Raw genomic sequence first — 13,299 nt, 5'->3', positions numbered from 1 at the left:
CACTTTATGGACTTACCCCCGAAAGTGGGACAGATAAAAAAAGTATATTATTAACTTTTCAGATGGCATGACTTCGGTACTCTACTGAGGTCATGCCTTTTAATCTAATCTGATATCTTTCTTCGTTGTAAAATCTTATATATTCTTCTATCAATTTCTTGTATTCTTCTTCTGTCTTTTCTCCATGTATTTTTACTAACTCTTCTTTAAAATGACTAAAAAAGCTTTCTGCTGGTCCATTATCTTGTGGTAATCCTTTCCTTGACATACTTTGGATTATTCCTTTTTCATTTAGTTTCTTTACTGTCAATATATGTGTAAATTGAAATCCTCTATCTGTATGAAATATACTTCCTTCTTTATATTTTCCACTTTGCAGCCATTCATCTATCACCTTATGTGCTAATTCCATATCATTACTTTTGCTTACTCCATAGCTTACTATTTCATTGTTGTATAAATCTTGAATTATCATTAAGTACAATTTCCCTTCTGTTGTTTTTATTTCTGTTATATCACTTACAAATTTCTCATACTTACTTTTACTTTTAAAGTTTCTTTTAAGCTTGTTATCACTTACATACTGTGTTTCTTTTGTCGCTTTTCTTATGTAATTTTTCCTTCTTATCCTCGCATATATACCCATCTCTTTCATTAATCTGTATACCTTTTTGTGATTTACTTTCTTTCCTTCTCTTTTCAATACTATTGTTATTCTTCTGTATCCGTAAATACCGTTGTATTTAAAATATATCTCCTTTATATTTTCTTTCAATTCCTTATCTTTATCTTCCTTATTTATCGTTCGGTAATATGTACTTCTTGATATATTTGCTATTTCACACAATAACTTAATACTGAAGTCTCTGCTTAGTTGTTTGATTACTTCAATCTTTGTTTTTTTTTATCTTTTTCTTCAAGCATTTTTTCCATCATTAATTTCAAATATGCATTCTCTGCCCTTAATCTTTCCATCTCTTCTTCAAGTGTTTCTTTCTTTGGTTTTCCCTTTTTTAATTCTACCTTTCCGTGAGTAATATAGTTCTTTATCCACAACTTTACTCTACGTTCATCAATACCTAAAAGAGAAGCAATTGTCTTTTTTGGAAGATGTTCAATAAAATAGAGTCTTATGACTTCTTGCTTTAGTTCAGAAGGATACTTTTTGAATTTTTGTCCTTTCTTCGCCAAAGAAAAACACCCCCTTGATGGTTTTATTTTACCACTTCGGGGGTGTTTTTTTCATTTTGTTTCATCATTGGGGTTCAGTGCAATTTACGGCGAGCGATTTTGTGTTTTACTCACTTTAACATTTACTCTTCTTCTTCCTCATCGATTTCATCAAGGAGTTCTTCGTAATGCGGTTTCAATTCTTCTTCTTCCTCTTCTTCAAGACTCTCTATAGTTCTTTCCTTTATTTCCTCTTTTGCTTGTCCAAGCGGGTGAGCAGGGTCCAACTTTCCCGAGAATATCTCTATCTTTTCTCCGTTCTCATAGATATACTCTTTCGCATTCACTGGGGTCTTTAACACTTCAAGAACGGTTTGCATAACTTCCTCATCCAAGTCTTCGTTCTCTGGAAACTTGATAATAAGAGAGCCATTTTCGAATTTCACTTCGCATCTCTTTTCTTCAACTAATCTTTTAAGTTCTTCATTTTTCAGTGCGTAATCTGCTCGTTGTTCACTCACGGTAAGTTCCATAACGTAGTAGAACGACATTCTTACACCCCTTGCTCTTTAGCAGCAACGTAAGCCTTAACCTTTGCTGCTAATCTTGATTTCCTCCTGCTTGCTTGGTTCTTGTGGATCGCACCTCTTCTTCTTGCTGCCTTATCGATAGCACTTTGAGCTACTCTGAATAGTTGTTGTACTTCTTCTACAGGCTTGCCTTCAGCTATAGCTTTGAGAACAGCTTTAATCTTGTTTTTCATACTTGTTTTGTAAGCTTTGTTGAGTATCCTCCTTTTCTCGGATACTCTTACGCGCTTTGCCGCTGACTTTGTGTTAGGCATACGAACAAATCCCTCCTACTCTTTCGTTTTTTCTTCCTAATCGATTCCCCATCCGTAGATGGGACTTCCACTTTCCGTCGTTCTAGCGAAAAATTACAAATTGAACGCTGCTCTTAATTCTTTAACCATGTCGGTCTTTTCCCATGTGAAATCAGGGTCGTTCCTACCAAAGTGACCGTATGCCGCTGTCTTTTTGTAAATGGGCCTAAGTAAATCAAGCTTTTTGATAATAGCCCCAGGTCTGAAGTCGAAGAGCTCTGTTATTACTTTCAACAGTTTTTCTTCATCCACTTTTGCCGTACCAAATGTATTTATCATTATCGATACTGGTCTTGCAACACCGATAGCATAAGCAACCTGAATCATAAATCTGTCTGCCAAACCGGCTGCTACAACATTTTTAGCAACATACCTTGCAAAGTAATGTGCTGACCTATCGACTTTTGTTGGGTCTTTACCGCTGAACGCACCACCGCCATGAGGTATAGCTCCACCATATGTATCAACTATAATTTTTCTTCCTGTAAGTCCAGTATCTGCAGAAGGACCACCAAGAACAAAGCGACCCGTTGTGTTTACCAGAATTCTCATCTTATCATCTCTTAAGTTTTCAGGAATAACAGGGTCAATTACATATTTTATAAGTGCTTCCTTAATTTCTGGAATAGTGACATCTGGTTCGTGCTGTGTAGAAATCAACACTGTATCAACTCTTATCGGTTTGTCATTTTCGTCGTATTCGATGGTAACTTGCGTTTTACCATCTGGTCTCAAGAAAGGCACCGTTCCGTTCTTCCTAACTTCCGCAAGTTTCATAGCAAGTTTATGTGCAAGCATTATTGGAAGGGGCATAAGTTCTTCTGTTTCGTTTGTTGCGTATCCAAACATCATTCCTTGGTCACCAGCTCCGATTTTTTCAAACTCATCTTCTGCTTTTTGACCTTCTTTGTACTCTGCTGCTTCGTCAACACCAAGTGCGATATCTGGTGATTGGCTGTGTATAGATGAAAGAACTGCACAAGTTTCACCGTCAAAACCATACTTCGCCCTTGTGTAACCAATTTCAAGAACGGTCTTCCTTACAATATCTTGGACGTCAACATATGCCCTTGTCGTCACTTCACCTGCAACAACAGCAACACCTGTGGTGAGCAACGTTTCAACAGCAACACGTGCCTTTGGGTCCTCTGCGATAATCGCGTCTAAGATGGCATCGCTAATCTGGTCCGCCATCTTATCTGGGTGTCCTTCCGTAACACTTTCGCTCGTGAACAACCTTCTCATCTCTCTGCCTCCCTTTCGTAAGTTTCTTTTGATATGAACTTCCCACCTTCTATTTCGATGCTCACTGGCTTGTAAGAGCCAGTGAACTTTGCCCTTAGTTCAATCTTATTGGGACATTTTGAACCTACATAAATCTTTTCAATTTTGAAAGGCGCTGACCTGTTATCGTAATCTATTATAAAGTCATAACCTATACGCAGATGGCTTCTGAATACCTCGCCACATTTATTACACTTGATATATACAACTAAAGCGTTGGATTCCTTATAAAACGGGTTCCTTTCCAAATCTGCTTCTGTTTTCTCTCTCTTTTTGAAGAAAAACATATCAATCACCTTCTTTGAACGTTGAAAGAAAACTTCCCTACGTTTCCAAAAGCATCACTTATTTCGAGCACTACTTTGTAGGAACTCATGTTATAATCTTTCACTCTGTTTACCTTGATGTAAGGGAGCGACTCATCACTATATAACTTGTAATATCCTCTATAAATAAGTGCGGTCATTACAGTGCGTTCGTCATACAGAGAGTAGGGTTTTTCCCAATATTCCATAGGCAACCTGTCAAGTATTATATGATACACCAAATCACCCGAAAAGTACAGTTTTATTTCTTTAACTCCAAGTAAATTTTTTGCTAATTCTGTGTACGTTTCAACAGCTATTTTTGGGTACGTTCCGGAAAACTCGTATGTAGCATTTTCCGAATATGAGTATTCTTTACCATCTATTATCAAACTTTTCAAAATAATCTCCATTTGTACCGGTTTCAACAAACTTTTGTCAATAAAGTCCATAGGGTCATAGATGTTCTTTTCCTCTTTATCTCGAACCTCGAAATGACAATGTGGTTGTGCAGCTTCACCAGTCTTTCCAGAATAACCTATTACCTCACCTGCAGAAACTTTCCAATCATCGGATAAAAACTCAACAACAATCCTTTTAGCTCCAAATTCTTCCCTCAACATATTTGCCAATTTTTCATATTTCTCTGCAAATTGTGAAAGATGAGCATACAGCGTTCTATAACCATCTAGGTGCTCTAAAACTATGGTGTTACCATATATGTTATCCAAGTCTATCTCCAACCTTCTCACAAAACCGTTAGCAACTGCTTTGATTGGAACTCCTTCTTTAAGAAAAGTACTAAAGTCTATTCCCGAATGGAAGTGCGGAACCTTTCCGGTGGAACGAAACTCCATGAATGTAGCTGTAATATACGAGCTATCGACGGGTAGTTGATATAACGCAACCAACAAAGATGGTACAAAAGCTATGAATAAGAAACTAACAAACAAAACGAACTTAAAGCGGTATAAGAATTGTCTAACTTCTAATACCTCCATGTTCACCTCTCCTTACAGATAAGAATTCGGAACCTTTGAATTCAAAATATGTTCTATCTTGAGCACTATATTCTCAGGTCCACTTATTTGGACGAAATCAAACTCACCTGAAGAGCTTAGCTTTTCTATAGTCACGTATTCAAAATACTTAGAGATTAGCCCATAATCTGAATGGTTTATTCTAAGATTCATGCGAACATCGAAAGATTTAAAATAATCTTCCATCTTCGAGAACAAATCATCTAAACCCTTTCTTTGTTTTGCGGATATGAAAACCCCGTGAGGGTATTCGTATTTTATAATCTCAAGTTTATCATATGGTAGAACATCAATTTTATTAAAAACAAGAATTGTTGGCTTTTCGTGAGCTCCGATTTCTTCTAACACGCTGTATGAGGCGCTGATTTTGTCTTTGTAAAATGGATCCGAAATGTCAACAACAAGCAACAAAAGGTCCGAATAGAGTATCTCTTCCAGTGTTGAGTGGAAAGCCTCAACAAGTGTATGAGGCAACTTACTTATGAACCCTACTGTATCACCAACAAGACAGCTTCGACCACTTGGTAATTTAACCTTTCGGATAGTTGGATTTAATGTGGAAAAGAGTTTATCTGAAACAATTATATCTTTTTCACCTGAAATCGAACTTAACAACGTACTTTTCCCAGCGTTCGTATAACCAACAATTGAAACAAGATAGTATCCGCTTTCCAATCTAGACTTCCTTGCATTTTCTCTGTTGAGTTTTAACTTTGCCAGTTCTTTTCGTAGCGTCGAAATTCTTTGTTTTACCTTTCTTTTGTCAAGCTCAAGCGCGGTTTCTCCTGGACCTCTTGTACCTATACCTGCACCAGGATTCGATAAATACAAACCCTTCCCTCTCAGTCGAGGCAATTCATAAACAAGTTTTGCCATTTCCACTTGTAACTTTCCTTCGTGAGTTGTTGCATGCCTAGAAAAAATTTCAAGGATTACCTGAGTTCTATCAAGGATGGGAACTTTCAAAATATTTTCTATGTTTCGTTGTTGAATTGGTGTGATTTCATCATCAAAAATTACCACATCAATTCGGTTTTCTTCACAGAAGTTCTTTATCTTCTCAAGTTTCCCACTACCAACGTAAGTTGCTGGGTCAGGTTTCTCTCTACGTTGAATTATTGTGTCCAAAACTTCTATGCCCAATGTCTTACAAAGTAATTCCAATTCTTCAACAGATTCCCTGGTTCTATAGTCAAGAACTTGCGTTATTGCTACTATAACTCCTTTTTTCCTAAACTCTGTCATCTCCCTTCTACAAATAGATTTCTGAACACCTACTCTTGCTTTTCCTCAATTTGTTGTTCTTGCTGCTCTTGCTCTTGCTGTTCCCCCTCTTGCTCCTCTGTTTTCATTAGCATGATGTACTGAGCAGGTTGGATAGTGCTAATGGCATGTTTGTAAATAAGCATCTGTTGCCTACCGTTTTCTAAAAGGACAGTAAAGTTGTCAAAGGACCTAACAATACCCTTGGCTTGGAAACCGTTAACTAAGTAAACCTTCACCTCTATCTTCCGTGTTCTAACAATGTTTAAGAAACGATCTTGAAGGTTGAACTTCTCTTTAGCCACTCAAAATCCCCCCAATGTTTATAAAGGATGAAAAAAATGACACAATGCAATGTGATTATACCACAACTTATGTAGATTTCAAAGAGATGTTTTCAACATGTTTATAATTCCTTTCAGCTTGTTCTCTACAGATTTTTTGTTTAATTTGACAAATTATTTGGATTATGATACAATATTTTTGGGAGGTGGGAATCGTGGCAAAAATGTTACCAAGATGTCCCGTATGTGGGCAACCAATGAAAGTTGTCCAGCTTAGATGTGATGATGATGGTGTCACTGTTAGTGGCGCATTTGAAGCACCCGCGTTCGCATACTTAGATGAAGAAGACACAAGGTTCATTATGATGTTTCTAAGGACTAAAGGTAACTTGAAAGAGATGGAACGGTTAACAGGTATTGGATATTTTGCATTAAGAGGAAGGCTTGACAAAGTCTTAGAAAAGATGGGACTCACGCCAATCGAAGACGAGGAAGAACAGGCAAACTCTGAAGATGTCTTTAAGCTACTGAAAGAGAAGAAAATTACCGTTGAAGAAGCTATAGCTATTCTGAAAAAGAAAAGAGGTGAAAACGATGGGAGAACTTCCGAATGACTTACTGGCGATTTTGCAAGCTCTTGCCAGAAAGGACATTACCGTTGACGAAGCAGAGCAGCTTATCCAAGCAATTATGGATAAGCGAACCGAAGAGCGGAGAAAAGGGTCAAAAAGTTACATTGGTAAGGATTTCATAATAAACCCAGGCGAGGAGTATTTTGGAAAAGTTGAAGTAGTGAATGGCAAAGCCGTTATCAACGGAAGACTTCTTGGTGACCTTGAAGTTGTCTTCGGGGAACTGATTTTTTCGGGAGAGGTAGCAGGAAATGTTGAACTTGTAGGGACAAACATTGTCTGGAATGGTGGACATATCACAGGTAATCTTGAAATGGTAGGTTGTTCTTACAAAGGTGCCAAACCCATTGTAGATGGGAAAGTTAACGAGGTGAATAACTTTTTCATAAATGGTGTACTTGGAATTGTTAGAAATCTGGTAATAAAACCTTTTTTGTCGGGTGTAAAAATCGAAGAATAATTTTCAAACCAAATACAGATAGGCAGGTGAGGAAAGATGGATAAAGCAGAATTAAGACAAGTGTTAGAAGCTGTCGAAAGAGGAGAAATAAGTCCAGAAGATGCTGAAAAATTGATAGAAGCGATGTACAGTAAAGAAAATGAGGAAAAAAGCAAGGAAGAAGAGTTTGTAGAAGTAACAGAAGAGATTGAGGAAACCAAAGAGATACACCGGAATATTTCCATGACCAACGGAAAACTTATACTCAAAGGTAAAGTCAACGGAAATGTATCTGTGGTAAATAGTATTATTGAAATCCAAGGTATTATAAATGGGAACTTGAACGCCATAAGGTCCAAGATAATCTGGGCTGGCGGGAAGGTAGAAGGAGATGTAAATTCAATACTCTCAAAAGAGGAAGGAACTCCGAAGGTCTCTGGAAAGCACAATGTTATAGCATTTGACGTTCCTTTTGTTGAAAAATTGACTAAAAAGATGACTTTTAAATCTGACAGAGAAATTTTCATTGAAGGCGAACAAAAAATAGGGTTTCTAAAGAAAGAAAAAGTGATAGTAAATGGAAAACTCTCAGCCGTTTCAATCGAATGTGATAAACTTGTCTTAACAGGAACTTTAGGAGTAGTTGATCTAAAAGCAGATGATGTGGTTATCTCTAAAAATGGTATACTAACTTCTGAACGAGCAGAAGTTGAAAGAATTGTCAACAGTGGGGAATGCCACCTAAATATTCTGGAAACGGAAGTACTTGCAAATTCGGGTTTCGTCAAGGCAGACAAAATCAAATGCGAGAGTGCAGATAATTCGGGCAGGTTAATTTCAATAAATTTTATCGGCGAAAGAATGAACAACAAAGGCTCGGTCGAATGTCAGGAATTGCGTTTTGAAGATGTCTCCAACAATGGTAACTTAAAAGTTGAGAAGTTATCTGTAGAAAAACTAAGCAACTCGGGGGATTTACAAGCAAATGAGTTAGGTTTAGAAGAACTTTACAACACCGGCCAAATAAACGCGAAAGTTCTCGAAAGCGATTATGTGGAAAACAAGGGAAAAATCTTTGCAGAGAGATTTAGGTGTGAAGAACTAAAAGGCAATCCCATTATTAAATTGGATTAAAATTCTACGCAGAAAGGAGTGTGATAGCATGTTTTGGGGTGTCATACTTTTTACGGCCGGTATTTTTATTCTCCTGAGCGTCATTTTCTCAATAACATCCCCAGTTTGGCTAATTTTTGGTGCGCTAGCGTTGGTTGGTGGTGTAGTTAGCTTGATAAAAAGTTTCCCAAACGGTCTTGGACTATCAATCTTAGGAGCCCTAATCATCGTTCAGTCACTAGGTTACATCAAAATGGGATTTTGGGAATTCGTTGTGGCCATCATTGCCGCTGGCTTGATAGAGATTGGTTTGAAACTCATGGTTGCAAGGTATAGAAAAGAAAACTGGTAAAAAGTTTAAAGTCAGTTGTTAAAAAACAACAAGCGGGGAAGGAATGAAACCCCGCTTGTTGTTTTATTTGATTTTTTGATTTCGAAAAACTTGTCAACTATCAACTCACTGACCACTCCAATAGTTTGGTGGTTCTTTTGTAATAACGATATCGTGTGGATGGCTTTCCTTAATCGATGCTTGCGTAACCTTAATGAATTTGGCTTTTTGCTGTAGTTCTTTAATAGTTCTTGCCCCAACGTAACCCATTCCGGCCCTCAATCCACCTACCAACTGGTAGACAACATCTTTGACTGCTCCTTTGTAAGGCACCATACCTTCAACGCCCTCTGGCACAAACTTTTGATTTTCGCTTTGGAAGTATCTGTCAGCACTTCCAGATTTCATAGCTCCGATGGATCCCATTCCTCTGTAAACTTTGTATTTTCTACCTTGATAAAGTACCGTCTCACCGGGTGATTCCTCCGTGCCGGCGAATATACTTCCAAGCATTACACTCTCAGCTCCCGCTGCAAGTGCCTTAACAATATCTCCGGAGTATCTTATACCTCCATCGGCAATTATCGGGATGTCGTATTTTTTAGCAACCTGAGCACAATCCAATATGGCAGTCAGTTGTGGAACACCAATTCCGGCAACTATTCGTGTGGTGCATATTGAACCGGGACCTATCCCAACCTTTACAGCATCCGCTCCTGCTTTGATAAGTTCTTCCGTTGCTTCAGCTGTTGCAACATTTCCAGCAATTACTTGCAGTTCGGGATAAGCTTTCTTAATAGCTTTAACTGTCTCGATAACCTTTTTCGAATGACCGTGGGCTGTATCAACAACAACGACATCAACACCTGCTTTTACAAGAGCTTCAACACGTTCAAAAGTATCCTTTCCTGTACCGACTGCAGCTCCCACAAGTAGCCTACCTTTCTGGTCTCTTGCTGCATTCGGGTGCTCTATAACGCTGAGAACATCTTTTATTGTTATAAGTCCTACGAGCTTATTGTTCTCATCAACAAGCGGTAGCTTTTCTATTCTGTTTTCATGAAGTATTTCTTTGGCTTTTTCCAGAGATATTCCAGGCTTTGCCACTATTAGTTTTTCTCTTGGTGTCATGAGTTCTTTGACTTTTTTCTTTACATCCCTCTCGAACCTCACATCTCTATTGGTCAACAAACCAACCAAATGTCCTTCATCATCTACAACGGGAAACCCTCCAATTTTATACTCTGCCATCAAATTCAGAGCGTTGAAAACTGTGTCTTCTGGATGAATAACAACAGGGTTTTCGATTACTCCATTCTCTGTTCTTTTGACTATCTCTACTTGGTGCGCTTGCTCTTTGATAGAAAGGTTTTTGTGAATAATGCCAATTCCACCTTCTCGTGCTAAAGCTTTTGCCAATTCACTTTCAGTAACAGTATCCATCGCAGCACTAACAAGAGGGATGTTGAGCCTTATCAAGCGAGTCAAGCGAGTTGAAACATCTGTATCAGATGGTAGAACTTCACTGTATTGAGGAACTAACAAAACATCGTCGAATGTGAGCGCTTCTTTGAAAAAAAACTTACTTTCCAACTCATTAACCTCAGAACTTCGCTTAGTACTACTCTTTTTCTTCTCCATTTTTTCAACCTCCATCCACCCCACGGCTTTTTGTAGGTATTCTTTATAATAAAGCAGACCCCTTTTTGGGTCTGCTTTCTTTTATATTGAATCTTGTGTTTGGAGCGGGCGACGGGATTCGAACCCGCGGCCCTCAGCTTGGGAAGCTGATGCTCTACCAACTGAGCTACACCCGCTCAAGCTCTAATTATATTATATCATCAGGCAGAGATATTTTCAAGACCCTCAGGTTCCAAGATTTAACCTCGTATTAGAAGTTGGCGGTTCCACCAACAAATGCTGTTTGTTTCCATTGACTGTCTTCCCAACTGTACTTTATACCAGCGTAGAAGCCTGAGAAGACTGGATAAGCTATTGTCAGCCTTGCCAATGTGTTGTTGTCGAAAAATTGTCCACCTTCAAAAGGCGTCTCATCGTAAAGATAGCCATAGAGAACTAGGCCGTTTGTACCACCGATAGCTGGTATGTTTATAAGCCCTTCACCAGATAATGTCAGGTTTCCTTCGAAGTTACCCTTCAAAAGAACTGCTACTTTTCCATATGGGCTGAATGTCAAAGCCAAGTTGGCAATGTAACCGAGGTCTAATTTGTATTTATCTGGACCAAAGTCAGGTTGCGATTTTTCAAAACCGTAATTCTTTGAAATCAACCATGGTTTGAAACCATCGGATGCGTAGAATGGACCTGCAACAAATTGAAGCATACCAAAATCGCCAAAAACACCACCGAAAGCACCATATCCGACAGTTCCATCTTTCCACATCTGGGCTCCAGCTTCTGCACCGACTGAAAATCCAAGTACGTTTGTAGTGAGAGAAACCCCTGCTGCATATGTAAGAGGCGTGGCAATTGCATCCTCCTTTAGACCGTCCATATCAACTCCACCAAACACAGAGAGCTCGAATAGAGAAACCTTAGAACTTACAACTGCTGTATATACTGGGTCAGATTGTGTAAAGGTAAATGTTGAAAGTTGCACAAGCTGATATGGAATGTGGGCGGAAGCACTCAACATTCCCATTCTAATACCTACATCAAACGTTCTTGCATTAGGACTCGAGTATCCACTAAAAACGAAGCCCATTCCATAAGTTATAGGTCTCATCCTTCCATATCTAAACCAGACGTTCCCCAAGTCTAACCCAAGTGCTGTTATGTTGATACCATCAAGGATATTCGTACTCGGTGCCGAAGAACCAGGATATCCAAAGTAAAAACTACCAGTTGTTAAATCAGTTGCATACGTCGTAAGTGTGAACCCAAGTGTGAGAGGACCTACCGTGAATTCTGGACCAAATTCGTAGACCATATAGTTCTCGTTGCCAACCTGAAGTGTACCAACGTTAAGATAAAAATCTGCAAAGCTCAATGTTGCAAAAAGAAGAACCAAAGCCAAAACTGCTTTGAACGCATGCTTCACCATCGCTGTTCACCTCCTACTAGTTTTGACCACAGTGATTGGTATATCGTTCATCTCTTTAGAAAGGTTATTCTCTCAATAGGCTTTATAATTATACCACAGTTTAATTAATGCAAAAAAGAGCCGGGTTTCTCAACCCGGCTTAATGCGTGTGTCTATCTAATCCGCCTTTAAGAGTGTATTGGTTCTGGGCTTAGAGTTGGCTTTTTGCTATCTCAATACCTTTTAAAATCGCTTGCTTATTAACCTCAATAAGTGTAGCTTTTCCTCCGGCAAGTTTCTTCTCAAGAGCTTTGAAGACATTATCAACATCAACGACATTCGTTGCTCCAACAACGGCACCCAGCATAACCATGTTTGCGACTTTCAAATTTCCTAATTCATCAGCAATTTCGTTACAAGGTACTTTTACAACGTGTATGTCCTTTCTGGTAGGTTCCCTGTCCACAACCGACTGATTAATGAAAAGATATCCGTTTTCTGTAACAGCAGGTTCAAATTTCAGAAGCGAGGGTATGTTCATTGCAACTATAATCTCTGCTTTTGTTGTTACAGGTGAGGCAACTGGTTCATCACTTATAACAACGGTACAATTCGCAGTTCCTCCCCTCATCTCAGGTCCGTACGATGGCATCCAAGTAACGTTCTTACCTTGTAACATTCCCGCTAAGGATATGATTTGCCCCATCAACATAACGCCTTGTCCACCAAAACCGGCAAATATCATCCTTGTTGTCATTGTTCATCCCCTACCTTATCAACAAATACTCCAAGTGGATATTCCGGAACCATATGTTGTTCCAACCATTTGAGTGCCGAAACAGGGTCAATACCCCAGTTTGTCGGACATGTAGATAGTACTTCCACCATTCCAAAGCCCAAACCTTTTATTTGAGCCAAGAATGCCTTCTTTATTGCTTTCTTTGTTTTTACAACATCCTGAGGTGTATTAACTTTCGTTCTAGCCAAGAATGCAACACCGCGTGCTTCTTTTATGATTTCAGCAACGTGTAGTGGATAACCATCGTTTTCTGCACTTCTACCATATGGTGTTGTCGTTGTTTTCATACCCAACAGTGTGGTAGGAGCCATCTGGCCACCCGTCATTCCGTAGATTGCGTTGTTTACAAAGATAGTTGTAATCTTTTCACCTCTGTTCGCCGCATGAACTATTTCCGCAGTTCCTATAGCTGCGAGGTCTCCATCCCCCTGATATGTGAATACGTAAAGGTCCGGTCTTGCTCTTTTCATACCAGTAGCAACTGCAGGTGCTCTTCCGTGCGCTGCAACGGTTGCATCTGTGTTGAAAAATTGATACGCAAAGACCGAACATCCGATGGGAGCTACAGCGATAGTCTTTTCTCTTATGCCAAGCTCATCAATGACTTCTGCAACTAATCTATGGATTATTCCATGTGTACACCCTGGGCAATATGTAAATTCCCTTTCAGTTAATGCTTCCGGTTTTTTCAATATAACTTCAAATGCCATATA

At 38.9% G+C, this 13,299-nt stretch carries 17 protein-coding genes and 1 tRNA gene; 4 read left to right on the top strand and 14 right to left on the bottom strand.

What is annotated here, in order from left to right; translation table 11 throughout:
• Positions 1–58 precede the first annotated feature (58 nt).
• The 9 genes from FERPE_RS01805 to hfq form a co-directional block, all read right to left on the bottom strand.
• Complete coding sequence (locus FERPE_RS01805) at positions 59–847, bottom strand: IS3 family transposase (RefSeq protein WP_245530422.1); 789 nt, start codon at positions 845–847, stop codon at positions 59–61.
• Positions 848–882: 35 nt separating this feature from the next.
• Positions 883–1,191, bottom strand: coding sequence for a helix-turn-helix domain-containing protein (locus FERPE_RS10670; protein WP_245530421.1), 309 nt, complete (start codon positions 1,189–1,191; stop codon positions 883–885).
• Positions 1,192–1,313: 122 nt separating this feature from the next.
• On the bottom strand, positions 1,314–1,721 hold the full coding sequence (locus FERPE_RS01795) for a hypothetical protein (RefSeq protein WP_014450973.1): 408 nt from the start codon (positions 1,719–1,721) through the stop codon (positions 1,314–1,316).
• Between the two features lie 2 nt (positions 1,722–1,723).
• Positions 1,724–2,014 (bottom strand): 30S ribosomal protein S20, encoded by a 291-nt coding sequence (gene rpsT / locus FERPE_RS01790; protein WP_014450972.1) that lies wholly within the window; start codon positions 2,012–2,014, stop codon positions 1,724–1,726.
• Positions 2,015–2,107: 93 nt separating this feature from the next.
• Positions 2,108–3,298 (bottom strand): methionine adenosyltransferase, encoded by a 1,191-nt coding sequence (gene metK / locus FERPE_RS01785; RefSeq protein ID WP_014450971.1) that lies wholly within the window; start codon positions 3,296–3,298, stop codon positions 2,108–2,110.
• A complete protein-coding gene (locus FERPE_RS01780) occupies positions 3,295–3,624 on the bottom strand; it encodes a hypothetical protein (RefSeq protein WP_014450970.1) in 330 nt (109 codons plus the stop codon). Before FERPE_RS01780 ends, metK begins: the two co-directional genes overlap by 4 nt.
• Positions 3,625–3,629: 5 nt before the next feature.
• A complete protein-coding gene (locus FERPE_RS01775; RefSeq protein ID WP_014450969.1) occupies positions 3,630–4,643 on the bottom strand; it encodes a M23 family metallopeptidase in 1,014 nt (337 codons plus the stop codon).
• Between the two features lie 12 nt (positions 4,644–4,655).
• Positions 4,656–5,927 carry a GTPase HflX gene (gene hflX, locus FERPE_RS01770; protein WP_014450968.1) on the bottom strand — a complete coding sequence of 424 codons (1,272 nt, stop codon included), beginning with the start codon at positions 5,925–5,927 and terminating at the stop codon, positions 4,656–4,658.
• A 29-nt stretch (positions 5,928–5,956) separates the two neighbouring features.
• Entirely contained in the window at positions 5,957–6,250 is a 294-nt protein-coding gene (hfq, locus tag FERPE_RS01765) for an RNA chaperone Hfq (protein WP_014450967.1), read from the bottom strand.
• 203 nt (positions 6,251–6,453) lie between these two features.
• On the opposite strand from hfq, the gene FERPE_RS01760 reads away from it, so the two are divergent.
• Genes FERPE_RS01760 through FERPE_RS01745 form a run of 4 tightly spaced genes read left to right on the top strand, consistent with a single transcriptional unit; the run spans position 6,454 to position 8,765 of the window.
• Positions 6,454–6,843 carry a DUF2089 domain-containing protein gene (locus FERPE_RS01760; RefSeq protein WP_041263069.1) on the top strand — a complete coding sequence of 130 codons (390 nt, stop codon included), beginning with the start codon at positions 6,454–6,456 and terminating at the stop codon, positions 6,841–6,843.
• A complete protein-coding gene (locus tag FERPE_RS01755) occupies positions 6,824–7,321 on the top strand; it encodes a hypothetical protein (RefSeq protein ID WP_014450965.1) in 498 nt (165 codons plus the stop codon). The genes FERPE_RS01760 and FERPE_RS01755 overlap by 20 nt, the downstream gene beginning before the upstream one ends.
• A gap of 36 nt (positions 7,322–7,357) precedes the next feature.
• Positions 7,358–8,434, top strand: a complete 1,077-nt coding sequence (locus FERPE_RS01750; protein ID WP_014450964.1) for an SHOCT-like domain-containing protein — start codon at positions 7,358–7,360, stop codon at positions 8,432–8,434.
• A gap of 28 nt (positions 8,435–8,462) precedes the next feature.
• Positions 8,463–8,765, top strand: a complete 303-nt coding sequence (locus FERPE_RS01745; RefSeq protein ID WP_014450963.1) for a hypothetical protein — start codon at positions 8,463–8,465, stop codon at positions 8,763–8,765.
• A gap of 105 nt (positions 8,766–8,870) precedes the next feature.
• Here FERPE_RS01745 and guaB read toward each other — a convergent pair whose 3' ends face one another.
• From guaB to FERPE_RS01720, 5 genes are all read right to left on the bottom strand, one after another.
• Positions 8,871–10,385: an IMP dehydrogenase gene (gene guaB / locus FERPE_RS01740; protein WP_014450962.1), complete on the bottom strand. Its 1,515-nt coding sequence runs from the start codon at positions 10,383–10,385 to the stop codon at positions 8,871–8,873.
• A 100-nt stretch (positions 10,386–10,485) separates the two neighbouring features.
• Positions 10,486–10,561 (bottom strand) — tRNA-Gly (locus tag FERPE_RS01735).
• A gap of 74 nt (positions 10,562–10,635) precedes the next feature.
• Positions 10,636–11,808, bottom strand: a complete 1,173-nt coding sequence (locus FERPE_RS01730) for a hypothetical protein (RefSeq protein ID WP_014450961.1) — start codon at positions 11,806–11,808, stop codon at positions 10,636–10,638.
• A 190-nt stretch (positions 11,809–11,998) separates the two neighbouring features.
• Positions 11,999–12,544 (bottom strand): 2-oxoacid:ferredoxin oxidoreductase subunit gamma family protein, encoded by a 546-nt coding sequence (locus tag FERPE_RS01725; protein WP_014450960.1) that lies wholly within the window; start codon positions 12,542–12,544, stop codon positions 11,999–12,001.
• Positions 12,541–13,296, bottom strand: a complete 756-nt coding sequence (locus tag FERPE_RS01720; protein ID WP_014450959.1) for a thiamine pyrophosphate-dependent enzyme — start codon at positions 13,294–13,296, stop codon at positions 12,541–12,543. Before FERPE_RS01720 ends, FERPE_RS01725 begins: the two co-directional genes overlap by 4 nt.
• Positions 13,297–13,299: the final 3 nt, after the last annotated feature.

Source organism: Fervidobacterium pennivorans DSM 9078, assembly GCF_000235405.2.
GTDB lineage: Bacteria > Thermotogota > Thermotogae > Thermotogales > Fervidobacteriaceae > Fervidobacterium > Fervidobacterium pennivorans.
This window is presented reverse-complemented; position numbering and strand designations above follow the sequence as displayed.